This window comes from Rhodoferax lithotrophicus, from assembly GCF_019973615.1.
Lineage (GTDB): Bacteria > Pseudomonadota > Gammaproteobacteria > Burkholderiales > Burkholderiaceae_C > Rhodoferax > Rhodoferax lithotrophicus.
Genome location: NZ_AP024238.1, coordinates 2440043 through 2463444 on the forward strand (window position 1 = coordinate 2440043; position 23402 = coordinate 2463444).

At 57.6% G+C, this 23402-nt stretch carries 17 protein-coding genes and 1 riboswitch; of the genes, 7 read left to right on the top strand and 10 right to left on the bottom strand.

All coding sequences use genetic code 11. The features are described 5' to 3' along the window. Positions 1 to 2589: a cyanophycin synthetase gene (gene cphA, locus LDN84_RS11380; RefSeq protein ID WP_223912669.1), complete on the top strand. Its 2589-nt coding sequence runs from the start codon at positions 1 to 3 to the stop codon at positions 2587 to 2589. Here cphA and LDN84_RS11385 read toward each other — a convergent pair. Genes LDN84_RS11385 through LDN84_RS11395 form a run of 3 tightly spaced genes read right to left on the bottom strand, consistent with a single transcriptional unit; the run spans position 2558 to position 4550 of the window. After that, a complete protein-coding gene (locus LDN84_RS11385; protein ID WP_223912673.1) occupies positions 2558 to 3325 on the bottom strand; it encodes an NRDE family protein in 768 nt (255 codons plus the stop codon). The two genes, cphA and LDN84_RS11385, sit on opposite strands and share 32 nt — an antisense overlap. After that, positions 3316 to 3744 carry a CoA-binding protein gene (locus LDN84_RS11390; protein ID WP_223912677.1) on the bottom strand — a complete coding sequence of 143 codons (429 nt, stop codon included), beginning with the start codon at positions 3742 to 3744 and terminating at the stop codon, positions 3316 to 3318. The genes LDN84_RS11385 and LDN84_RS11390 overlap by 10 nt, the downstream gene beginning before the upstream one ends. Then, the gene (locus LDN84_RS11395; RefSeq protein ID WP_223912680.1) at positions 3741 to 4550 is read right to left on the bottom strand and encodes an enoyl-CoA hydratase; all 810 of its coding nucleotides are present in this window, start codon (positions 4548 to 4550) and stop codon (positions 3741 to 3743) included. Before LDN84_RS11395 ends, LDN84_RS11390 begins: the two co-directional genes overlap by 4 nt. A gap of 86 nt (positions 4551 to 4636) precedes the next feature. After that, a riboswitch (yybP-ykoY riboswitch) is annotated at positions 4637 to 4817 on the top strand. Between the two features lie 3 nt (positions 4818 to 4820). Between LDN84_RS11395 and LDN84_RS11400 the strand changes: the two genes are divergently transcribed. Beyond that, the gene (locus LDN84_RS11400; RefSeq protein WP_223912683.1) at positions 4821 to 5396 is read left to right on the top strand and encodes a TMEM165/GDT1 family protein; all 576 of its coding nucleotides are present in this window, start codon (positions 4821 to 4823) and stop codon (positions 5394 to 5396) included. Between the two features lie 41 nt (positions 5397 to 5437). On the opposite strand, the gene ccoG is transcribed toward LDN84_RS11400, so the two are convergent. Then, entirely contained in the window at positions 5438 to 6880 is a 1443-nt protein-coding gene (gene ccoG, locus LDN84_RS11405) for a cytochrome c oxidase accessory protein CcoG (RefSeq protein WP_435405938.1), read from the bottom strand. A gap of 71 nt (positions 6881 to 6951) precedes the next feature. Here ccoG and LDN84_RS11410 point away from each other — a divergent pair, with 71 nt between their 5' ends. Continuing rightward, the gene (locus LDN84_RS11410; protein ID WP_223912687.1) at positions 6952 to 8364 is read left to right on the top strand and encodes an aminotransferase-like domain-containing protein; all 1413 of its coding nucleotides are present in this window, start codon (positions 6952 to 6954) and stop codon (positions 8362 to 8364) included. A 75-nt stretch (positions 8365 to 8439) separates the two neighbouring features. Here LDN84_RS11410 and LDN84_RS11415 read toward each other — a convergent pair whose 3' ends face one another. Together LDN84_RS11415 and mfd are read right to left on the bottom strand one after the other, a co-directional pair. Then, positions 8440 to 10287, bottom strand: coding sequence for a hypothetical protein (locus LDN84_RS11415; protein ID WP_223912689.1), 1848 nt, complete (start codon positions 10285 to 10287; stop codon positions 8440 to 8442). Positions 10288 to 10727: 440 nt separating this feature from the next. Beyond that, positions 10728 to 14240, bottom strand: coding sequence for a transcription-repair coupling factor (mfd, locus tag LDN84_RS11420; RefSeq protein ID WP_223912691.1), 3513 nt, complete (start codon positions 14238 to 14240; stop codon positions 10728 to 10730). Between the two features lie 110 nt (positions 14241 to 14350). Between mfd and ispD the strand changes: the two genes are divergently transcribed. Together ispD and ispF are read left to right on the top strand one after the other, a co-directional pair. Then, a complete protein-coding gene (ispD, locus tag LDN84_RS11425; RefSeq protein WP_223912693.1) occupies positions 14351 to 15088 on the top strand; it encodes a 2-C-methyl-D-erythritol 4-phosphate cytidylyltransferase in 738 nt (245 codons plus the stop codon). Next, positions 15085 to 15567 (top strand): 2-C-methyl-D-erythritol 2,4-cyclodiphosphate synthase, encoded by a 483-nt coding sequence (ispF, locus tag LDN84_RS11430; protein ID WP_223912694.1) that lies wholly within the window; start codon positions 15085 to 15087, stop codon positions 15565 to 15567. The genes ispD and ispF overlap by 4 nt, the downstream gene beginning before the upstream one ends. A gap of 266 nt (positions 15568 to 15833) precedes the next feature. Here ispF and LDN84_RS11435 read toward each other — a convergent pair whose 3' ends face one another. Next, positions 15834 to 16691 (bottom strand): CoA transferase, encoded by an 858-nt coding sequence (locus tag LDN84_RS11435; RefSeq protein ID WP_317134836.1) that lies wholly within the window; start codon positions 16689 to 16691, stop codon positions 15834 to 15836. 117 nt (positions 16692 to 16808) lie between these two features. Here LDN84_RS11435 and LDN84_RS11440 point away from each other — a divergent pair, with 117 nt between their 5' ends. Then, positions 16809 to 18215, top strand: coding sequence for an Lcl C-terminal domain-containing protein (locus LDN84_RS11440; RefSeq protein WP_223912697.1), 1407 nt, complete (start codon positions 16809 to 16811; stop codon positions 18213 to 18215). A gap of 154 nt (positions 18216 to 18369) precedes the next feature. Continuing rightward, on the top strand, positions 18370 to 19614 hold the full coding sequence (locus LDN84_RS11445) for a nitronate monooxygenase (protein WP_223912700.1): 1245 nt from the start codon (positions 18370 to 18372) through the stop codon (positions 19612 to 19614). 82 nt (positions 19615 to 19696) lie between these two features. Here the strand turns inward: LDN84_RS11445 and LDN84_RS11450 are convergent, their stop codons facing one another. The 3 genes from LDN84_RS11450 to folD form a co-directional block, all read right to left on the bottom strand. Beyond that, positions 19697 to 20323, bottom strand: a complete 627-nt coding sequence (locus LDN84_RS11450) for a DUF4124 domain-containing protein (RefSeq protein WP_223912701.1) — start codon at positions 20321 to 20323, stop codon at positions 19697 to 19699. 73 nt (positions 20324 to 20396) lie between these two features. Further along, complete coding sequence (locus LDN84_RS11455) at positions 20397 to 22451, bottom strand: M3 family metallopeptidase (protein ID WP_223912702.1); 2055 nt, start codon at positions 22449 to 22451, stop codon at positions 20397 to 20399. 62 nt (positions 22452 to 22513) lie between these two features. After that, a complete protein-coding gene (folD, locus tag LDN84_RS11460) occupies positions 22514 to 23380 on the bottom strand; it encodes a bifunctional methylenetetrahydrofolate dehydrogenase/methenyltetrahydrofolate cyclohydrolase FolD (protein WP_223912704.1) in 867 nt (288 codons plus the stop codon). Positions 23381 to 23402 lie beyond the last annotated feature (22 nt).

Genomic DNA, 23402 nt, shown 5'->3' on the forward strand with positions numbered 1-23402 from the left:
ATGAAGCTATCGCGCATTCGGGCCCTGCGTGGCCCCAACCTCTGGACACATCACACGGCGATTGAGGTGGTGGTGACTTGTTCTCCGAAACTTTGCAGCATTACAGATTTGCCGGGTTTTGAGAGCCGATTGCGCAGCCGCTTTCCTGCCATTGCTCCACTGCAATCCGTTGGGCAAACTGATCCGGTTTGTCTGGCCCATGTATTAGGGTTGGCTGCCTTGGGTCTTCAGGCACAAGCGGGTTGCCCCGTCACTTTTCGGCGCACCACTCCTACGCTTGAAGCGGGCGTTTTTCAGGTGATTGTGGAGTACACCCAAGAGGCGGTGGGGCGGTTGGCTTTAGAGCTGGCCCAAGCTCTGTGTATCGCTGCCCTGGAAGACACACCTTTTGACTTGCAACATGCGCTGACTCAACTGCGGGATCTGGATGAGGATGTGCGGCTTGGCCCCAGTACCGGTGCGATTGTGGATGCTGCTGTAGCACGCCAAATTCCTTATCGACGTATGACAGAAGGTAGCATGGTGTCATTCGGTTGGGGCAGTCAACAGCGCCGGATTCAGGCTGCCGAGACAGATACAACGGGTGCCATTGCCGAGAGTATTGCGCAAGATAAACAACTTACTAAAAAATTATTGGTTGCGGCTGGCGTGCCTGTACCGCGTGGTCGTGAAGTCAGTAGTGTGGAGGATGCCTGGGCTGCAGCGCTTGAAGTTGGTCTGCCGGTGGTCGTCAAACCCATGGATGGTAATCAGGGAAAAGGCGTGACCGTCAATATCAAGACGAAAGAGCAGCTGATCGCGGGTTATCACACAGCCAAGAGCTTCAGGTCGCATGTTTTGGTGGAGCGTTTCTTGCCGGGCCATGATTTCAGGTTGTTGGTCGTTGGCAATAAGTTGGTGGCAGCGGCTCAACGCGAAGCGCCTCATGTGGTGGGTGATGGCCAGCACAGTATTCGTGAATTGGTTGATTTTGTGAACCTTGATCCCAGGCGTGGGTCAGGTCATGCCACATCACTTACCAAAATTCGGTTTGATGACATTGCCTTGGCGTGTCTGGCTGATCAGGAACTTCAGGCTGAGTCTGTCCCGGAGTTGGGCCAACGTGTGACCTTGCGGCGTAATGCCAATTTGTCCACTGGCGGTGCTGCTACTGATGTCACTGACGATGTGCACCCCAAGGTGGCTGCCCGTGCGGTGGAGGCCGCCAAAATGGTGGGGCTGGATGTGTGCGGCGTGGATGTCGTCACGGATAGTATTCACCACCCCCTTGAAACGACTGGCGGTGGTGTGGTGGAAGTGAATGCTGCACCAGGCTTGCGCATGCACATTGCACCGTCTTTTGGCAAGGGTCGCGCTGTAGGTGAGGCCATCATTCAGTTTATGTTTGGTGACCGTGGCAACGGCCGTATACCCCTGGTCGCTGTGACGGGTACCAATGGCAAAACCACTACGGTGCGATTGATTTCGCATCTGTTAACGCAGAGTGGTCTGCGAGTTGGGATGACCAATACCGATGGGGTCTACATTGCGGGTCAGCGTATTGACACCGGCGACTGCAGTGGCCCCAAAAGTGCCCGTAATGTGTTGCAACACCCCGATGTGGAAGCCGCTGTTTTGGAGACTGCGCGTGGTGGCATGTTGCGTGAAGGTTTGGCCTTTGACCGTTGTGATGTGGCGGTTGTGACCAACATTGGTACAGGTGACCATCTTGGGCTGAACTACATCACCACAGTGGAAGACCTGGCCGTGTTGAAGCGTGTCATTGTGAAGAACATTGCGGACAAGGGAACGGCTGTTCTCAATGCCGCTGACCCCGCTGTGGCAGCTATGGCCAAACATTGCACGGGCGCAGTAACATTTTTTGCACAATCCAAAAGTCTACCCTTGATGGCAGCTCATCTGGCGCAAGGGCAGCGTGGGATCTACGTTGAAAACGGGTGTCTGGTTGCTGCAGAAGGGGCAAATCGCTACGAAATTCCGCTATCTGCTGTGCCGATCACACACCATGGCACGATTGGTTTTCAGGTGGAAAATGTTCTGGCCTCCGTGGCGGCGGTGTGGGGACTGGGTCTGGACTGGGCCGTGATACGTGCTGGCCTGGCCAGTTTTGAAAATGACAGTGACAACGCACTTGGCCGCTTTAACCTGTTCACTTACCGCGGTGCCACGGTAATTGCCGATTACGGGCATAACCCGGATGCCATGTCAGCGTTGGTGCAAGCCGTCAATAACATGCCCGGAAAACGACGTACGGTGGTGATCAGTGGTGCAGGTGACCGACGTGATGAAGACATTCGCCAGCAAACCCAGATCCTGGGGCAAGCCTTTGATGAAGTGGTGCTGTACCAGGATCAGTGCCAACGTGGTCGATCTGACGGCGAGGTGATTGCGCTGTTGCGCGAAGGCCTGGCCGGTGCTTCCCGCACGCAAGGTATTGCTGAGATCACCGGTGAATTTTTGGCCATTGATACGGCCATGGATAAACTGGAGGAGGGCGATTTATGCCTGATACTGGTGGATCAGGTGGAAGAAGCCCTGTCTTACATCCGCGCAAAAATCAGCCAGTCTGCAAGCCCCACGGTAAAGTGAATTTGCGCGTGCCAATGTGTCCTTGGGCATCAAAAGCCTGCTCCTGAAAATGGATCTGATTCACTTCAAAACGAATCACACTGCAGGCGCGGGTGCCATAGTTGGGTAGCGAGACAAAAGCCGCTGAAAGCGCACGTTCCAACTCCAATGAGATGCCCGTGGCAGGCAGCCGGGCATCGTCGGCTGGATGCGGGTTGTGCAGCAAAGCCATCAAGTCTTCATCACGGGGATGATCTTGTATCAGCAAGGCTTGCAAGCCATCTTTTAAACCCGTCAGTTTGGGCCAGGGTGTTAAAAAATCAGCATTTGATACGGCACCCAACCCAGGCTTCAAGGTGATCACCTTGGCATGGCGACTCTCCAATCCCATCAAACTTTGTCCATCAAACACCAGCAGGTTAAACGGGTTGTAATCGGCTGCGTGTTTCACCAAATTGGCCAGATAGTCAGTTGCGCTGTGTTGGGTTTGTAAAAAGGTGCTGACCAGTTCGCCGCGGGAAGGTGCATTCGCACGCATATGGGCTGGATCCCGGTAGTTGGTGAGCGCAGCCAGTCGCCCATCGCGGCTTACCCCCAACCAGGTGCCGCCCGCGTGCAAATCACGTCCTGCCAGAATGGGGGCCTCTTCCCACCAATTTAATGGCAGCGTCGGGCGTGCGTAAAACTCGTCACGGTTGGCGATCAGCAGCAGCGGTGTGGGGCTGGCAGGTTGCCAGTTCCAGGCGATCAGGCACATGATCCCGTGAAACCATCACCTACCAGCTGGGCATGGTCAATTTTGGTACATCGATTCATCACCACCGTCAGGCCAGCTTGTTCGGCGATGGCACGGGCCTCTTCGTTGACCACACCTATCTGCAACCACAGCGTATGGGCTCCAATCGTTATGGCATCTTGGGCGATGGGTAGGCAATCCTGCGATTTGCGAAACACATCCACCATATCCACGGGGAAGGGAATGGTGAGCAGATCGGGGTAGCAGGTTTCACCCAGAATGTTCGAGTATTTGGGGTTGACCGGGACGATTCTGAAGCAGTGTTCCTGAAGGTACCTGGCCACCATAAAACTCGGTCGGTCCGACTCGGCCGATAGGCCCACTACGGCAATGGTGTGGCTGTCACGCAGGACGCGGCGCAAGGTATCGATGTCACTCATGGGTTAGCTCCATGGCACCAGATCGGGGTACGTTTGTCAATAAATGCCCCGATACCCTCTTGGGCATCCTGGATTTGCAGGTTGGTAACCATCACATCTTTGGCGTAGTCATAGGCTTGAGCCAAGGGCAGTTCGGCTTGACGGTAAAACGCCGCTTTGCCCATCGTCAGTGTGTGGCGTGATTTGGATGCAATCTTGTTGGCCAGATGGTCCACCGCCGCATCCAGTTCAGCTGCGGGAACTAATGTATTGATCAGGCCAAAGCGCAGCGCGGTGGCTGCATCCATCAACTCCCCGGTCAGCAACATCTGCATGGCGTGTTTGGGGCTGATGTTCCGAGATAAGGCCACCATCGGGGTTGAGCAAAACAGACCAATATTCACGCCAGGTGTGGCAAAGCGCGCTGTGTCTGCCGCAATCGCCAGATCACAACTGGCTACCAGTTGTACACCAGCTGCCGTGGCGATACCTTGCACGCGGGCAATCACCGGTTGCGGGAGCGACACAATACGTTGCATGAGCTGTGAGCAGGCCTCGAACAAGGCCTCGGCATACTCTGGAGCGTAACCCGCAGCCCGGATTTCTTTCAGGTCATGTCCGGCGCAGAAGGCTGAACCCGCACCAGCGAGCACGACAACATGCAGGGATGTATCCATGGCAATGGCATCCAGTTCAGCTTGCAGTGCAGCAATCAATTCGGTGGACAGCGCATTGCGCGCCTGTGGCCGGTTCAGTGTGAGGGTAACTACGTGGTTGGCGTTGCAGCGCAACACCAGCGGGGCGGCGGTGGAATCAACTGGGTTCATGGTGGAGTGGGATGTTCAAGCGGGTGCAGCATTGTGCTGTAGAGTTTGACTTTGAGAACCCTCGCAGGGTGAAATCCGTCTGCTAAACTGAGCATGTCACTGGGGAGTAGTCTCCCTTCGGGTCAACCGAAGGGGCTTGTGTCAACATACTTGGTCGTTCGGCCATGGTACAAGCGGCTTCAAACTTGACAAGACCTTTGACCATGTTGCCTCCGGTTTGGCCGGGGAGGCTTCGTGGTCATTGTTTTTTGTCCGGCCTTGGAATCTATCTTGGAAGCTCTCTTTATCTCTACAGGTGTTGTTGCCCTTGCTGAAATTGGCGACAAAACCCAACTTCTGGCCTTCATTCTGGCGGCCCGCTTCAAAAAACCCGTGCCCATTATTGCGGGAATTCTCGTGGCGACCTTGTTTAATCACGGCTTGGCTGGTGCATTGGGGGCCTGGATCACTTCAGTGGTCAGCCCGGACATCATGCGCTGGGTGCTGGGTGGATCGTTTATTGGAATGGCCATCTGGACCTTGATTCCCGACAAAATTGAGGAGGAAGAAACCCAGGTGGCCAAACATCTGGGGGTGTTTGGCGCAACCGTAGTCACTTTTTTCCTGGCGGAAATGGGTGACAAAACACAAATTGCCACCGTGGCGCTGGCCGCGAATTACGGTGCTCCTTTGCTGGTAATTGCCGGAACCACTCTGGGCATGTTGATTGCCGACGTACCCGCCGTATTTGTGGGCAACAAATTTGCAGCCAAGATACCCATGAAGCTGGTTCACTCCATGGCTGCCGCCATCTTTGCAGTCATGGGTTTGCTCACTATTTTCCGGGTTGACAAGCTATTTCAGTAGATCGGTTGCGGATACCCAAGCTGCAGATTTGCACAAATGGCTCACATGGGAACATAAAAAGTGGAGTTTTCCAGAACTTGCACCACATCGTGGTTGTCACCCATTGAAGTTACCTTGAATTGCATGTGAAGCGTTTTCCCAGGCTTTGCCATTGCCTCTGCCGCAGGCAGCTGCACATTGACCGTCATCGTTTTAGCCTCAATGGGTCCGAGGCTCACCAGCGTTGGGCTGGTCATTGATAACCCGGTAAAGCCCAGGGCCTCCACCCGGTAGTGTTGTACCTGTTCTGTAGCATTCATGAGGTGTAACCGGTAGACGTTTTCAATGCTGCCGTCGTGCAAGGTGCGGGCCATCACACCCCGGTCGCGGATCACGTCCAGGCGAAACGGGCTGCGCTGGTTCAGGCCGATCACCAGCGCCGCAGTCAGCAGGCACAACTGCAGGCCATAAGCCAGCACCCGCCAGCGCAACACCCGTTGACGCAAGGTGGCGCTGTCCCAGCCATGAGTTAGCCCGTTGAGGCTTGAGTAGCGGATCAAACCGCGTGGGTATTTCATCTGATCCATCACGCCATCACACGCGTCAATACAGGCGGCACAGCCAATGCAATTGCTTTGCAAACCGTCACGAATGTCAATGCCGGTGGGACATACCTGCACACACAGGGTGCAGTCCGTACAGTCACCCAGGCCGATGGCTTTGTGATCGACCGACCGCGCGCGTGGCCCGCGTGCATCCCCACGCGCACTGTCGTAGCCAATGATCAGGGTGTCGCGGTCAAACATGGCTGACTGAAAGCGGGCGTAGGGGCACATGTGTTTACACACCTGCTCTCGCAAATAACCGGCATTGAGGTAAGTGAACAGCCCATAAAACAACACCCAGAACGAGTCCCACGGCCCCATCGACAAGTCGGGTAAAGCACTTGCCAGTGATTGGATGGGCGTGAAATAGCCCACAAACGTGAACCCGGTCCACAGGCTGATGCCCAGCCACAGGGCTTGTTTGCTGCCTTTGCGCAGTATTTTTTCTGTACCCCAGGTGCGACTGTCCAGCGCCTTGCGAGCGTGTGGTTTGCCTTCGGTCAGGTGCTCTACCCAGACAAATACCTTGGTGTACACCGTTTGTGGGCAGGAGAAACCGCACCAGATGCGCCCAGCCACCGTGGTCACAAAAAACAGCGCCAACGCGGCCAGTACCAGCAGCAGCGTCAGGTAAATCAGGTCTTGCGGGTACAGCACCAGGCCAAACAGATAAAAACGTTGCTGCGCCAGATCAAACAACACCGCCTGCCGGTCATGCCAGGTCACCCATGGCAGGCCGTAAAAGACCAATTGCGTGAGCCAGACCATGGCCCAGCGCCACGCGGCAAAGCGGCCCGAGGTTGCACGCACATAAATTTTGTTTTTGGGCTCAAGCTGTATCAAAGGTTCGGTTCTTGAGCCGTCAACGGCAATGGGAATGGTTTTGGAGTTCATGGCCATGACTGTGCCGCAGCTTCATCTGAAATGGTAGATTCAGATATTCTCAAAAAAACCATATCAGTTGCGCCCTCATGAAACGCTACGAAACCTATGCGCAGGAAATTGCCGATCTGATCAAAACCAAGGCTTTGCGTCCGGGCGAGCGCTTGCCCTCAGTGCGCCAGGCCAGCATGAGCCGCAAGATCAGCCCGGCCACGGTGTTTGCCGCCTATTACCTGCTGGAGGCCCGTGGGCTGATTCAGGCGCGGGCACGTTCGGGCTACTACGTGAATGCCACCCGCCAACCCATGCAGGCCGAGCCGGGTACGGCGGTGATCAGCGCCCAGTCGACCGAGGTGGTCATCAGTGACCTGGTGTTTGAGGTGCTCGACTCCACCCGCCAGGGCGACGTGGTGCCACTGGGGTCGGCCTTTCCCAGCCCGGCCTTGTTTCCGCTGGACAAGCTGGCGCGCAGCTTGACACCGGCGATGCGGCAGTTGACACCCCAGCGCATGGTGGAAGACCTGACCCTGGGCCATGAGCGCCTGCGCCGCCAGATCAACCTGCGTTATGCCATGAACAATACCGCTGTGGATCTGGATGAAATTGTCATCACCAACGGTGCCATGGAGGCCCTGAACCTGTGCCTGCAAGCGCTGACCCGTCCCGGTGATGTGGTGGCGGTGGAGTCGCCCACGTTTTACTCGGCCTTGCAAGCGCTGGAGCGGCTGAACCTGCGTGCGGTAGAGGTGGCGACCCACCCGCGTGATGGCGTGGACCTGGATTCGCTGGCGCAGGTGCTGGCCCAGCACCCGGTGAAAGCCTGCTGGTTCATGACCAGTTTTCAGAACCCGCTGGGCAGCCTGATGCCTGAGCATCACAAACAAGCTCTGGTCGAGCTGCTGGCTAGCCACAAGGTGCCGCTGATTGAGGACGATGTGTATGGCGAGCTGTACTTTGGCCTGCGCCGCCCCTTGCCAGCCAAGGCGTTTGACCGCCAGGGGCTGGTGCTGCATTGCAGTTCATTCTCCAAATGCCTGGCCCCCGGCTACCGTGTAGGCTGGGTGGCCGCTGGGCGTTATGCGCAGCAGGTGCAGCGCCTGAAGCTGATGACCACACTGTCCACCGCTATCCCGTCACAGTTGGCAATTTCAGACTATTTGCAAGGCGGGCATTTTGAGCGCCACCTGCGCCAGTTGCGCCAAACTCTAGAGCTGCAGCAAGCCTGGGCACTGAAGGTGATTGAGGCGCATTTTCCGCCGGGCACACGGGTCACCCGGCCCGAAGGGGGCTACTTTTTGTGGCTGGAACTGCCCGCCCATGTGGATGCCCTGCAACTCCACCGCCTGGCCGCAGCGCAACAGATCAGCATCGCGCCAGGGCACTTGTTTTCAGCAGACAAGCGCTTTGAAAATTGTTTACGCATCAACTACGGCTATCCAGGGGATGCACGTATGGAGGAGGCTTTGGCGACGCTGGGGCGATTGGCCAGCGGGTGTGTGTAATGCTTTCAAACAGCTTCTGCCGTAAGCATGGCTGAGCCTCCACGTCATTGCGGCAGAACACTGAATGGGCCCGATTTAACCGCCTTTGGGCCCGTTATGGCATTCGTAGCAGCCGATGTTTTGCCCCGCCGTGAAGGTTTTCACACCGTGCTCCACAGTGAGCGTTTTGGTCATCTTGACCTGACTGAGTGCGGTTCCTCTGAAATCCGCACCATGGCAATAGGCACACGAGCTGGTGTTGGCACCCTTGGCCACATCCTTGTGGGTTGAAATCCAGGCATTTCCTGTGGTGTGCATGCCGTGCGGGCCTCCGTTGATGGTATTGGGCATGGTGGCATGGCAAGCGGTGCATTCGCTGATGGTGCCCGCATGACCCTGTACATCGGTACTCAGTACATTGTCATTGGCATGCGAGCTGGGGTATTCCGCGTGGGTCGCACCATGGCAGGACTCGCATTGCAGCCCACCATGTCCGCTGCTGAAACGGTACAAGTTAAAGCCGGCAGCCGGCACATTGGCATTGGAGGCAAAGCGCTGATCTGTCCAGACCTTGGGCACCCCAGCCGCTGTGACACCGCTGAGTTCGCGTTTGCCATCATGGTGGCAAGACTGGCAGGTGGGCTGGTTGAGCCAGCCGGTGCGGGCGTTGTTACCCACAGCCGTCATGCTGCCGTGGCAGCTTTGGCAGTTCATGGCGGGTTTGCCGGTGAGATCCAGCGCATTGCCCATGGGGCCACGCAGGCATTGGGTGACCGAACCAGGGTGGCACATGTAGCACGAGGTGCGGTTGGTACTGCTGTCCAGCGTCAGCTGGCTGATCGGGTCTTTGACCTTGGCGTGCAAAGTGTGCAAGGCTTGGGTGAGCGGCGTGATACCCGCGACACCGGTTCCCGGCAAGGCATTGGAGCTGTGACAGGCCGCACACAACACCGGCTGCCCGGCAGAAGCTGTGGCCATCAACCCGGACGGGTTGTAGCCCAGTTTGGTTAATGCGGCGGTGAAGGCCGGGTTGGCGAGCTTGCGTTCGTCATGCAGGCGCAGAATGTTTTTCTTCCAGTCCTTTTCAGCATCCGCATCCTTGACCCAGCCAGCTGCAGGCTTGGCATCGCTGCTGACGGTGCTGGAGGCATGGCAAGACTTGCAGCTCATCTCGTCACTGACCGGCAGCACGGTGCGAGCGGTGGCCAATATCTTGCCCGTGGCATCCTTGGCCACTACTTTGACCATGGGGTAAAAGTTCTTTTTGCCTTGGTCATCGTAGGGGGTGATCGGGATACCTTCTGCCTCAAACCACTTGTTCGTCGCGTTGTAGGTCAAGGGACGGGGAGCCGCCGAGGTCATGGCGTTGCCCTTGAGCCCAACGTCTGCGCTGAGGGTTGCACCAAACAAAGACTTCACCCAACTCCAGAAATTGGTTTTGGCCACGCTGGTGGTGTTGATGGAACCCGTTGCATCAGCCATGGCCTCATAGGTCAGGTTCACCCCGCTGGTGACCAAACCACCCTTGGCGGAGTTCACCAGTTGGGCGTGCAGGTTGTTATAAGGTGGCAAGATGGAGAACACCGAATAGTCTTTTCCATCCACACAGTGCATGCCCAAGTCGTTCCAGGCCAGCAGGGTGTAGCCGGTCGTGGCGGTTGCAGGAGGGGGCGGTGGTGTCGAGCCACCACCGTTGTGATGACTTTCCCCTGACTTTGAGTCACTGTCATTCTTGCTGTCACTGTTCTTCTTGTCGCTGCTGCTTTTGGAGTTTTCGCTGGCTTTGGCACTCTGTGTGCTCGGGCTTTCGCTGCGTGCGAGTTGCGTCGATGACGTAGCCACCGTACCGTCGGCACTGCCACCTCCGCCGCCGCATGCCGCAAGCACGGCAACCGCCACCCAACTCAAACCGAGGCGCATGATGCGCTGCATGTTTCTGTTCATTTTGTTTCCTTTGGTTTTCATGAACTCCGCTGCGGCTACGGCTGCTGCAGCCTCCTGAGTCATTCAACCAAGTGCATGCACAGGTCGTGAGCTAAGCGGTTTGGTGACTCGCCTTGATAATATTTGTGAACATGGATGTATGGATATATACCTGCGGTAACAGACTGTAAGTTCTGCATATCACAGATGGATTTTGTCAAACTCTGTCAGTACAACAGGTCACAGGGACATGTGTGCAGCCTTTTAATAGCTATATTAATAATAGCTATTGACGCTTGATATATAAGCTCTAGATGTCCAAATGAGGCTATGTACCAGTTAGCTGTTGAAAGCGGGGGCTTCCCAGTAGCAGGGTTGAATGGTCTCCCTGGGGCAGAAGCAACTGCAACAGCTAATTCAGACATAGCCCCAAATGATCCCCAAAAAATTTGAGATGTAATCTATCCCGCTGCCACACCTGCAACGATGGGTTGTCCCAGATTCTTCAGCACATCACGCACCATCTTGGCCCGGTCGGTGGCATCGGGCAGGGGGCGCTCGATGCGCAGTTTTTCGTTGCCGGCCAGCTTGATGTGTTTGTTTTTCTGGATCAACTGGATGATCTTCATGGTGTCAATCGGTGGGTCCTTCTTGAAGGTGATGCTGATCACGCTGGGGGCGGCATCTACCTTGATCACGCCGTAGGGCTGGCACAGCACGCGCAGGCGGTGCACATCGATCAGGGTTTGGGCTTGGGCGGGCAGCTTGCCAAAACGGTCGATGATTTCTTCCATCAGCGCGTCGATCTGGTTGGTGTTTTTGGCGGTGGCGAGCTTTTTGTAGAAGCTCAGGCGCAGGTGCACGTCGCCACAGAAGTCGTCGGGCAGCAGCGCCGGGGCGTGTAGGTTGATGTCGGTGGTGACGTTGAGCGGGCTGAGCAAATCGGGCTCGATGCCGGCTTTCAGGCAGCGCACCGCCTCGCTCAGCATCTCGTTGTAGAGCTGAAAACCCACTTCGAGCATGTTGCCGCTCTGGTTTTCGCCCAGCACTTCACCGGCCCCGCGAATTTCCAGGTCGTGCATGGCCAGGTAGAAGCCGCTGCCGAGTTCTTCCATGGCCTGAATCGCGTCCAGCCGTTGCTGCGCCTGCTTGGTCAGGCCTTGCAGGTCGGGCACCATCAAATAGGCGTAGGCCTGGTGGTGGCTGCGGCCCACGCGGCCACGCAACTGGTGCAACTGGGCCAGGCCAAACTTGTCGGCGCGGCTCATGACGATGGTGTTGGCGGTGGGCACGTCAATGCCGGTCTCGATGATGGTGGAGCACAGCAGCACATTGCTGCGCTGGGCGACAAAGTCGCGCATCACGGCTTCCAGTTGGCGCTCGGGCATCTGGCCGTGGGCCACGCTGATGCGGGCTTCGGGCAACAGCTCTTCTAATTTGGCGCGGCGGTTTTCAATCGTCTCGACCTCGTTGTGCAAAAAGTAGACCTGCCCGCCACGCTTGAGTTCGCGCAGCACCGCCTCGCGGATCACGCCGTTGCTCTCTGAGCGCACAAAGGTTTTGATGGCCAGGCGGCGCTGCGGCGCGGTGGCGATCACGCTCAAATCGCGCAGGCCTTCGAGCGCCATGCCCAGCGTGCGCGGGATCGGTGTGGCGGTGAGTGTGAGCACGTCCACCTCGGCACGCAGGGCTTTCATCTGCTCTTTGTGGCGCACGCCAAAGCGGTGTTCCTCGTCGATGATCAGCAGGCCCAAATCCTTGAAATGGGTGGACTCTGACAACAGCTTGTGCGTGCCGACCACGATGTCGATGGTGCCGTCCGCCACGCCTTTGAGCGCCGCAGTGATTTCCTTGCCCGAGCGAAAACGGCTCATCTCGGCCACTTTCACCGGCCACTTGGCAAAACGGTCCACCAGCGTCTGGTAGTGTTGCTCGGCCAACAGCGTGGTCGGGGCCAGAAAGGCCACCTGTTTGCCACCGGTGATGGCAATGAAGGCAGCACGCAGGGCCACTTCGGTCTTGCCAAAGCCCACGTCGCCACAGACCAGCCGATCCATCGGGCGCGGGCTGATCATGTCTTGAATCACGGCGTGGATGGCGGCTTTCTGGTCGGCGGTTTCTTCAAAGCCGAAGTCGTTGGCAAAGGTTTCGTAATCATTGGGGCTGTAGCGGAAGGCGTGGCCCTCACGCGCGGCACGGCGGGCGTAGATGTTGAGCAGCTCGGCGGCAGAGTCGCGCACCTGCTCGGCGGCTTTGCGTTTGGCTTTTTCCCACTGGCCGCTGCCCAGCTTGTGCAGCGGCGCTTCGTCGGGGCTGACGCCGGTGTAGCGGCTGATCAGTTGCAACTGGCTCACCGGCACATAGAGCACGGCTTTGTCGGCGTATTCCAGGTGCAAAAACTCTTGAATCTCGGGTTCGCCATTGGGCAGCTTGTTGCCCAGGTCGAGGTTGATCAAGCCCCGGTAGCGGCCAATGCCGTGGGCGCTGTGCACCACCGGGTCACCCACCTTGAGTTCACTCAGGTCCTTGATCAGCGCCTCCACATCGCTGACTTGCTCCTGCTTTTTGCGCTTGCGCGTGGTGTGGCTGGCGGCAAACAGCTCGGTCTCGGTGACAAAGTCCACACCACTTTCCAGCCAGGCAAAACCGGTGGCCAGGCTGCTGGTGGCAATGCCGATCTTCTCGTCGCTGGCCAAAAACTCTTTCAAAGAATCAAAGGTCGGCGGATCAAACTGGCTGCTGTGCAGAAAGTCCAGCAGGCTGGCGCGCCTACCGTCGCTCTCGGCCAGCACCAGCACACGCTGCTGGGTGTTGCGGATGTGAGATTTGAGGCTGCTCAGCGGGTCTTCCGCACCACGCACCACGGTCAGTGGGGGCAGTACCTCAAATTCCGCATAAGCCGAGGTGTGTTCCCCCGTAGGAGCGGCGGCAGCCGCGAGGGTATTCGGCCTGAGCGCCAGTTGCGCATGCTGATTCACCCGCGCATAAAACTGCTCGGCATTCAAAAACAGCGCATCGGGTGGTAACACCGGGCGCTCCGGGTCGCCTTGCACCAGGCGGTAGCGCTCGCGCGTGTCTTGCCAGAAGTGGGCAAAGGCGGGCTCCAGATCACCATGCAACACCACCGTGGCGGCATCACCCAGGTAGTCAAACACGGTGGCGGTGTCTTCAAAGAACAGCGGCAGGTAGTACTCGATACCGGCGGTGGCAATGCCCTGGCCGATGTCTTTGTAGATGCGGCTGCGGGTTGGGTCGCCTTCCAGCAGCTCACGCCAGCGGCTGCGAAAGCGGGCACGGGCATCCTCGTCCATCGGAAACTCGCGCCCAGGCAGCAGGCGCACCTCGGGCACCGGGTACAGGCTGCGCTGGCTGTCGGGGTCAAAGGTGCGGATGCTGTCAATCTCGTCGTCAAACAAATCCACCCGGTAGGGCACCGGGCTGCCCATGGGGAACAGGTCGATCAGCCCGCCGCGCACCGCGTATTCGCCGGGGCTCACCACCTGGGTCACATGGCTGTAGCCCGCCAGCGTGAGCTGGGCCTTGAGCTTGGCTTCATTGAGCTTTTGCTTGGTCTTGAAGTGAAAAGTGGTGCCTGCCAGAAAGCTCGGCGGGGCCAGCCGATAGAGCGCAGTGGTGGCCGGGACGATGACCACATCGGCCCCGGTGTCCTTGTCGTGCTGGCTGATGCGCCACAGCGTGGCCAGGCGCTCGCTGATCAAATCCTGGTGCGGCGAGAAGGTGTCAAACGGCAGCGTCTCCCAGTCGGGGAACAGCACGCAGCGCAGCTCGGGGGCAAAAAACGCCATCTCGTCAATCAGGCGCTGGGCATCGGGCGCTTGTGCCGTGACGATGGCCGTGACCTTGCCGGCCGCTTTGTCGCGCATGGCCAATTGGGCCAGCAGCAGGGCATCGGCCGAGCCAACTGGGCGGGGCAGGGTGTAACGTTTGCCGGGGGTGAGTTTGGGTAAGTCCATGGGGGCAGGTGGGGGTAATCTGGATGAGTCTGGGTGGGGCCAAAACGCCAACACCCTGCGCAACGGTGGGCAGGGTGTGATGAGGGCGATTCTAGAATGCAAGACACACCATGACTGAACTCAACAACATCACCCTCACACCCCGCACCACACCGCGCTGCTGGGCCCTCATCCCCTGTGCCGGCACCGGCTCTCGCGCTGGCGCGGCAGGCCCCAAGCAATACCAGGTGCTGGCAGGTAAACCGATGGTGATGCACACCCTGGCGGCGTTTGCCGAAGTGCCGCGCATCGACCAAACCCTGCTGGTGGTGTCACCGGACGACAAATTCTTTCAAACCTCTGAAATTGAAAATGCATCATTTTTAATAGCTGCTTACGGAGGTTCCACAAGGGCTGCAAGCGTATTTAATGGTTTAAATGCCTTGCTGACCGAGGGCGCAGTCGATCATGACTGGGTGCTGGTACACGATGCCGCCCGCTGCCTGATCACCCCGGCGCAAATCAACCAGTTGCTCGATGCCTGCCTGGATGACGAAGTCGGTGGCCTGTTGGCCCTGCCGTTGCCCGACACCCTGAAAACCGCCCACGCCGGCCGGGTGGCCGCGACCTTGCCGCGTGCCGACAAATGGCTGGCGCAAACCCCGCAAATGTTCCGCATTGGCAGCCTGCTGGAAGCGCTGGAGCTGGCGGGTGACGCGGTCACCGATGAATCGAGTGCCATTGAAGCCATGGGCCTGTCGCCCAAGCTGGTGGTGGGCAGTGCGCAAAACTTCAAGGTGACTTACCCGGAGGATTTTGAGCTGGCGCAGGCGGTGTTGCATAGCCGCATGACAAGGAAAACAACATGAACTTCAGAATCGGAGAAGGCTGGGACATTCACGCGCTGGTCGAAGGGCGCAAACTCATTCTGGGCGGCATCGAAGTGCCCTACCACCTGGGCCTGCTCGGCCACTCGGATGCCGACGTGTTGTTACACGCCATTACCGACGCACTGTTGGGTGCCGCCGCCCTGGGCGACATCGGCACCCATTTCCCCGACACCGACGCACGCTTCAAAGGCGCAGACTCCAGCGTGCTGCTGGCCGAGGCCGCCCGGCGCGTGCGCGAAAAAGGCTTTGAGATCGGCAACGTCGACAGCACCATCATCGCCCAAGCCCCCAAGCTGATGCCCCACATGCCCACCATCCGCGCCAGGGTGGCCCAGACACTGGGGCTGGCGCTGGATCAGGTCAACGTGAAAGCCAAAACCGCTGAAAAAATGGGGCCGGTAGGGCAGGGTCAAGCGATGGAGGCGCGGGCTGTGGTGTTGCTGATTTCTTCAAGGTAAATCGACCTCTAGCGCAATTGGAATAAGCGTAAGATGCTCTTTTTTTGGTAGTGAATGCAGGGTAAGGCATGAACAACTGTCAGTGGCTGTGGCAGTTGCAGGAGCGTTGGCTGGCGCACATCATGGCTTCTTCCGTCCCAACAGGGGCATAAAAATGAATAAAAATAGGCTCTAGCGCCATCAAAATAAGCGTAAGTAGCTCTTATTTTGATAGTGTATGCAGCGGTATGTCATGTTCCGCCGCCAGCTGCTCTAGCGCCTGGCAGCTACGGCTGGCAGCTACGGCTGGCAGCAAACTTCGCAATCGCTTGCTGGGTAGCGGGCTCCAGCATCATGGCCGGGCCGGTCCAGGCCAGGCCGATGGCGGCGCACAGGGATTTGGCAAAGTGCGGTTCCAACGCGGCCAGGGCCAGGCGGGCGTCTTGGCAAGGGTAGACGTGGTAACCAGCGTGGCCACCGCCGAGCACGGTACCGGGCAAAGTCAGGCCCCAACTGCGCGGCAGGGCTAGGTGGGCGGCTGCGTCGGACAAGGCTACTTCGAAAAAGCTGCCTTGGCCTGTTTGGCGCTGCAACAGCACAGCTTGCAAGACCGCCTCAGTGGCCATCAGTGCGCCGCCCATGTCGGCGTAGAGCGTGGCGGGCAAGTCCAGGCCGGTGATCAGGTCGTTTTCTGCCAGGTAGGTCAGGTCGTGGCCGGGGGCTTCGGCCGCCGCGCCGGGGGAGCCAACGATGGCCACCAGGCTCAGGTGCGGGTGCTGGGCGCGCAGGCTTTTCCAGCTCAGGCCCAGTTTGCTCAGGGCACTGGGGCGAAACGAGGTCAGCAACACGTTGGCCTTGGCCAGTTCGCGCTGCAGGGCTTTTTGACCGGTCTCGGTTTTTAAGTTGTTGACCTTGACGCGAATACCCTGGTGCAGCGCCGTATAGACACTGGGGCTGTAGGCACTCATCGGGTCGCCTGTCATTTGCCCGGTTGCGCCTGCGGGTGCAGGGGGTTCAATTTTCAGGCAGCTGGCTCCCATCTGGCGCAGGCGTTGCAAGGCAGCGGGGCCAGGCAGGTTCAGGCTCAGGCTCAAAATGCGCACACCCTTGAGGCTGCGGCTGGCTTGGGGTCGGTTTTTTTTCATGCTTTGCCAAAGTTTGAGAGGGACGGGTGGATGTGTCGTGCCAGGGATGCGGCTTTGCTTTTATCATAGGCAAGTTGGCATCAGCCACCGAACCACTTTGACTGCAGAAAGATGTTTATGAAATTGATCGCCGCATATGGGCCAAAGCCGTGCCCCCAGTTTGTCCGTTGGCTTGCTCTGGTTGGTGCCACTGTGGTCATGGCGGGTTGTGGTGGGGGCGAGTCCATTGTGGGGGCCAACAGTGCGGTCACGCCAGCCTTCAGCAGCCTGACTGCCGCGTCTATGAAGGTTGGTGTGGCCTCAACGCTGACCGTGACGGGAACCAATTTGCCGCTGACCGCTACCTTGACACTGGCCAGTGGCTCCTGTGCATCCCCTACCAACAACACCGCCACCGGGTTTTCTATTGTTTGCACACCCACTTCATCCACCGCACAGTCGGCCACGGTGTGGTCAGCACCTCAGGCTTCGGGTGGTTACTGGCTGGGCCAGCAGACGCTGACGGTGGCCGCCGCAACCAGTTTGATGCCCCTGAATGACACGGGTATTTCCGCTACACAGTGTTTCCAAAGTGGCAGCAACAATTTGATCAGCTGTACCCTGGCTACCGCCACCGCGCTGAATGACAAGCAGGACGGCATGGTCGGACGGGATGTGGATTTCACGGATCAAACGGATGGGGTGAATGGCAGCAGCCTGGCTTTTCCTGGTGCGGTGACAAACTGCGTGAAAGACCAGGTGACCGGCTTGGTCTGGGATCGTGCATCGACCGCTTTGACCAGCGCCTTGCCTACCGGATACCGCGATGAATCGGTGAAATTGGCTACAGCAGCCAATACCAGTTCCTTGTGCGGGCTGACCAACTGGCGTGTGCCCACCCGGCTGGAACTGCAAAGTTTGGTGCTGTTTAATGCACCTTTTGCAAGTGGTGCAACCAATATGGCTTGGTTCCCGGCCACTTTGCCCAATGCCTATTTTTCAAGCTCGGTTTACCAGCCCAACTCTGCCAACAACGCCTGGTTGGTGAATTTTGCGCAGGGTGCCACCGTGACGCTATCGGGCGCAGGTGCTGGTGCCGTTCAGGTGCGGCTGGTTTCCGGTGGCATCACGGCACCAGCCACACGTTTCACGCCTTCGTCAGATGGCACGGAAGTCACCGACGCCATCACGGGTCTGATCTGGCGGCGGTGCAGTGAAGGGCAAACCTGGAATGGCAGCACCTGCACAGGCACTGTCAGTGCTTACACCCATGAAGGCGCCATGGTGCAGGCCAAATCGCAAAGTACCTGGCGTTTGCCCAATGTGAAAGAACTCTCCAGTCTGACCGATGAGAGTTTGTACAGCCCGTCGATTGATACGACAGTTTTTGCCGCATCACCTGCCGGGGCTTTCTGGAGCGCCACACCGGTGGTGATTTCCGGTAATGCCCGCAGTGATCAGGCCTGGAGTGTGGACTTTCTGGATGGCAGCGTGACCCCTGTGGCACGCTCCACCGCCACGGGGTTTGTGCGCCTGGTGCGTTGACAGGGGTATTTGCGAGCAGCCAAATCCATCAGGGGCCACGGGTAGAATCCAGGCCTGCACAAGATCATTTTGTCTTGTGTTTTTTTCTTCTATGCACTTTTCAGAGGCCAGCCGTTGAGTGCTGCACAAGAAGTCAAACGGCTCAAGGATTTTCATGAAACGTGTCGATGATTTTCGCCTGAAGTTCGGTCAAAAAGAGTATGTGCCGATCATGATTGGCGGTATGGGTGTGGATATTTCAACCGCTGAACTGGCGTTGGAAGCCGCCCGCTTGGGGGGCATTGGGCATATTTCAGATGCCATGGTCAACGATGTGTCTGACCGTCGTTTTGACACCAGTTTTGTCAAAGACAAGACCAAGCAGTACAAACACAACATCCTGAATGCGGACAAGTCCGAGGTCAAATTTGACCTGGACATCCTGGCAGAGGCCACGCGCCGCCATGTCGGGGCCACCATGGAGGCCAAGAAGGGTGATGGCTTGGTGTTTGTGAACTGCATGGAAAAGCTCACCATGAATGGCCCGCGTGAAACCTTGCAGGTGCGTATGGCCTCGGCACTGGATGCTGGTATTGACGGGATTACCCTGAGTGCGGGCTTGCACCTGGGCTCGTTTGGCCTGATTGCCGACCACCCACGCTTTCGTGATGCCAAGCTGGGCATCATCGTCTCCAGCGTACGGGCACTGCAGCTGTTTTTGCGCAAAAACGCCCGCTTGAACCGTTTGCCAGATTTTGTGGTGGTGGAAGGCCCCTTGGCCGGTGGTCATCTGGGCTTTGGCCTGGACTGGGCGCAATATGACTTGGCTACCATCATTGCCGAGGTGATCAAATACGTGGCGGATGAGCAACTCAACATTCCGGTGATTGCCGCAGGCGGCATATTTACCGGCACTGACGCGGTGTCGTTTTTGGAGACCGGCTCCGCTGCCGTTCAGGTGGCAACCCGTTTCACCGTGGCGGATGAATGCGGCCTGCCAACAGCGGTGAAGCAGGATTACTTCCGGGCCAATGAAGATGACATCGTGGTCAACACCATTTCGCCTACCGGTTACCCGATGCGTATGCTCAAGGGTTCGCCAGCCATTGGTGACGGTATTCGCCCCAATTGTGAGTCTTATGGCTATCTGCTCGACGGCAATGGCAATTGCGCTTACATCACTGCATACAACCGTGAGCTGGCGCTGCACCCGGATGGCAAAAACATTTCAGTGCAAGACAAAACCTGTCTGTGCACCCAAATGCGCAACTTCAAGCTGTGGACCTGTGGTCACTACACCTACCGCCTGAAAGACACCACACGCCGCAATGATGATGGTACTTACCAAACACTCAGTGCCGAGCACATTTTCAAAGACTACCAATTCAGCGTGGATCACCAAGTGGCCTTGCCGGTTTGAACCGCGGCATCTGAAAATACCCAAGCCCCGCTCGCGTCAGCGAAACGGGGCTTTTTTCTCAGGTGCGTTGGTTAACAGCAGGTTAAAACTGAATACCCGCAGGGTTGTTCGGGTTGTTTTTGGGAGCTGCCGGGATCACAGCCGGACTTGATGCGGGCACAGTAGGTGCGGGTTTTTCAACCGCTGCAGGTATTGGAAGTGCTGCCAGTGGTGTGGCCACTGAAGCGCGGTAGCTGGCAGGGAGTTTGGATTGCGCCGGATAACCCGCTGCATCCAGGTATTGTGTCCACTCGGTCGATGAATACCCCGACAGGTGTTGCGATCCAATGGTCATAAAAGGCAGGGCAGTAGCGCCGCTCAAGCTTTTTAATGCTTCGGCATCTTGTGCCGTGGTTACAGTTTTTTCAGTAAAAGGCACACCTCTGCCAGTGAGCATGTTGCGACCACTGCCACACGGTGCGCAGTTGTTGCCGCTGTACAGCGTGACGGGGTATTTGCCCACCACCTGGCGTAGCTCAAAAGGCAATGTCGCCGTGCTGGATGTTGCGGCGGGTTCAGCTTTCTCAACAGCAGTGACTTTGTTGGAGGGTGACACCGCTGGTTTATCAGAAAAAGTGACGCGTCCATCTGGACCAACGATGCGGTAAACGGTTTGTGCATGCAGCGTGGTCGCGCTCAACAGCAAGCTGGTACAAACCAAGGTCAACAAAGAGCTTACTTGAGGCGGTATGTGGGCCTTTATGGGTTTTCGGGAGAGATGTTGCAAGAGCATGTGTGTTCCTTTAGGCCGGTACAGCCATACCTTGATGACGCAACAAGGCATCCAGGGTTGGTTCACGACCTCGAAATGCCTTGAAAGATTCCATGGCTGGGCGGCTGCCACCGGATTCCAGAATGGCTTGCCTGAATTTTTGCCCGGTTTGTACATTGGGCAAACCATCCGATCCCACGGTCTCTTCAAAAGCCGCGTAGGCATCGCTGCTCAACACTTCAGCCCATTTGTAGCTGTAATAGCCAGCGGCATAACCGCCGGCAAAGATGTGGCTGAAGGTGTGCGCAGTGCGTGACCAGCTGGGTGGTTGCAGCACGGCGACTTCTTTTCGCACCTGGTCAAGCAGCGGCATGATGTCCAGCGCCGGGTCATGCGCGGTGTGTAACAGCATGTCAAACAGCGAGAACTCGATCTGGCGCAGGGTTTGCATGCCGCTCTGGAAATTTTTGGCGGCCAGCATTTTGTCGAACAAGGCACGGGGCAGGGGCTGGTCGGTATCCACATGGGCGGTCATGTTTTTGAGCACATCCCATTCCCAGCAGAAGTTTTCCATGAACTGGCTGGGCAACTCGACGGCATCCCACTCCACACCGCTGATGCCCGACACATCACGCTCGTTGACTTGTGTCAGCAAGTGTTGCAGGCCGTGGCCAAATTCGTGGAACAGGGTGGTGACATCATCATGCGTCAGCAGGGCAGGCTTGCCATCGACCCCGCTGGCAAAGTTGCACACCAAATGGGCCACCGGGGTTTGCAGGGTGTGGGTGTCGGGGCGCAGCCAGCGGGCGCGCACATCATCCATCCAGGCACCGCCACGTTTGCCATTACGCGCCGCCGGGTCCAGGTAGAACTGGCCCACCAACTCTGGCGCACCTTGTGGCTGCATGCGTTCGATACGAAAGAAACGCACCGACTCAAACCAGACCGGGGCATGGTCTTCACGGATGCTGACCTCAAACAGGGTTTCGACAATTTTGAACAGTCCCGCCAGCACTTTGTGCAAGGGAAAGTATTGTTTGACTTCTTGCTCATTAAATGCGTAGCGCGCCTCCTTGAGTTTTTCACTCACATAAGGCCAATCCCAAGGCTGGGGATCATTCAGGCCCAGGTGTTCGGAGGCAAATGCACGCAGATCCGCCAGGTCTTTTTCGGCAAAAGGCCGGGCACGGTTGGCCAGATCACGCAAAAAGTCAATCACTTGTTGTGGTGACTCCGCCATTTTGGGAGCCACCGACAAGGCACCAAAGTTGGCGTAACCCAGTAGCCTGGCTTCTTCCAGGCGCAAGGCCAGCAATTCGTTGATGATGGCGGAATTGTCAAATTTGGCACTGTCTCCTTCAGCCTGTTCAGAAGCGCGGGTGACATAGGCTTTGTAAAGTTTTTCACGCAAAGCGCTGCTGCTGGCAAATTGCATCACCGGCAGGTAACAGGGCATTTTCAGGGTCAGTTTGTAACCCTCTTGGCCATCAGCTTGCGCTGCACTGCGGGCTGCGTGTTTGACATCCTCAGGTAAACCATCGAGTTCATCTGCTTGGGCGTAGTAGCCAAAGGCATCCGTGGCATCCAGCGCGTTTTCGCTGAATTTTTGGCTCAAGGCGGCTTGACGCTCGGCAATGGCGGCAAAGCGTTCCCGATCCGCGCCCTGGAGATCGGCCCCCCCCAACACAAAGTTGCGCAGAGCATTTTTCAGGGCTTGGTGCTGCTCACTGTTCAGGCTTTGCGGGTCAATGGCACGGTATTTGGCATACAAGCGCTCATCAGCACCCAGGCGGGTGTAGAACTCGGTAACCTTCGGCAGGGCCGCGTTGTAAGCGGCACGCAATTCGGGCGTATCTGCCACGCTGTTCAAGTGGCTGACCGTGCCCCATGTACGCGACAGGCGTTCGATGGTCACATCCAGCGTTTGGGCAATGGTGTCCCAGCTGGCCTCAAAGTCGGGAGCGGTCACGGTTTCAAGTGCTTCATTGGCTTGCTCTAGAAGCTGATCGATGGCGGGTTCAACATGCTGAGGACTAATCTGGTCAAAACGAGGCAGGCCGTCGAAAGAGAGGAGGGGATTGGTCATGTTCTTAATCAGTTGAGGGCAGAGCGGGTTCACTGCGTGTACTGCGGTCTGTCCCGCAAAGTTTAGATGGTGGTGCGTTCAGCCGCTTCAAGGGTGTTGACCAGCAGCATGGTAATGGTCATGGGGCCAACCCCGCCCGGCACCGGGGTAATGTAGCTCGCCACCTGGCGCACGCCTTCAAAGTCCACGTCACCACAGAGTTTGCCTTCATCGTTGCGGTTCATGCCCACGTCCAGCACCACCGCACCGGGTTTGACCATGTCGGCGGTAAGCACATTGCGTTTGCCGACGGCGGCGACGATCACATCGGCCTGCAGCGTCATGGCCTTGAGGTCATGCGTGGCACTGTGGCACAGGGTCACGGTGGCGTTTTTCTCCAGCAGCATCAAGGCCATGGGTTTGCCGACGATGTTGGAGCGGCCAATCACCACCGCGTGTTTGCCGCGCAGGTTGTAGCCAATGGATTCGAGCATCTTCATGCAGCCGTAAGGTGTGCAAGGCCAGAAGCCGGGCATGCCGGTCATCAGGGCCCCGGCGCTGGCCACGTGAAAACCGTCCACGTCTTTGGCTGGCGAGATGGCTTCAATCACCTTGCTGGCGTCAATATGTTTGGGCACCGGCAACTGCACCAGAATGCCGTGGATGGTGGGATCGTTGTTGAGGGTGTCGATGCGTGCCAGCAGCTCAGCTTCAGTCATGCTGGCATCGTACTTTTCCATTACCGAGTGGAATCCGCAGTCTTCACAGCCTTTGACCTTGTTGCGCACATAGACCTGGCTAGCCGGGTTTTCACCCACCAAAATCACGGCCAAACCGGGGGTGATGCCACGTGCTTTGAGCGTTTGAACGCGTTCGGTGACTTCGGTGCGCAATTGTTTGGAGAGGGCAATACCATCAATGATCTGGGCGGTTTGGGAGAGTGTGGTCATGTTGGCTCCAACAAATTTCATG